This is a genomic window from Thioalkalivibrio sp. HK1 (assembly GCA_000583135.1).
Lineage (GTDB): Bacteria > Pseudomonadota > Gammaproteobacteria > HK1 > HK1 > HK1.
Genome location: JFBG01000093.1, coordinates 1 through 870, shown reverse-complemented (window position 1 = coordinate 870; position 870 = coordinate 1). Strand labels below are relative to the sequence as shown.

Annotated in this window: 1 protein-coding gene; it reads left to right on the top strand. The window is 63.8% G+C overall.

Annotated features, from left to right (window positions below; genetic code table 11):
* The coding region (locus tag BF99_RS23565) for a hypothetical protein (RefSeq protein ID WP_231471465.1) at positions 1–870 on the top strand (870 nt) is incomplete at both ends.

Here is an 870-nt window from a genome sequence, read left to right as displayed (position 1 = left end):
GGTGGCTATGGGGAAGCGACGGGTACGGTCAGCATCGAGGTGACAGACGACGATGCGGGGACATTGACCCTGCCGTCGAGCACCGTCACGGTCACCGAGGGTACTACCACCACCTTCGATGTGCGGCTGTCGGAGGAACCGTCCGCAACCGTCACGGTCACGCTCGCTCAGCCGAGCAACGCCGATGTCAAGGTGGATACCGACACCGGAACAAACGGCGAGCAGAACACCTTGACCTTCACCACTAACGACTGGAACACGGCCCGGTCGGTCACGGTGAGCGCGGCCGAGGACGGCGATGCCGACGACGACAGCGCGAGCATCTCCGTTACCGCATCGGGCGGTGGCTATGGGGAAGCGACGGGCACGGTCAGCATCAATGTGACGGACGACGACCAAGGGACATTGACCCTGCCATCGGGCACTGTCACGGTCGGTGAAGGCGGTACCACCACCTTCGATGTGCGGCTGTCGGAGGAACCGACCGGACCCGTCACGGTCACGCTCGTCCAGCCGAGCAACGCCGATGTCAAGGTGGATACCAACACCACGGACACCGGCGAGCAGACCACCCTGACCTTCACCACTACCGACTGGAGCACGGCCCGGTCGGTCACTGTGAGCGCGGCCGAGGACGGTGATACCGACAACGACAGCGCGAGCATCTCCGTTACCGCATCGGGCGGTGGCTATGGGGAAGCGAGGGGCACGGTCAGCATCAATGTGAATGATGATGATGCGGGAATATTGACCCTGCCATCGGGCACCGTCACGGTCACCGAGGGCAATACCACCACCTTCGATGTGCGGTTGTCGGAGGAACCGACCGGATCCGTCACGGTCACCTTGGCCCAGCCGAGCAACGCCGAC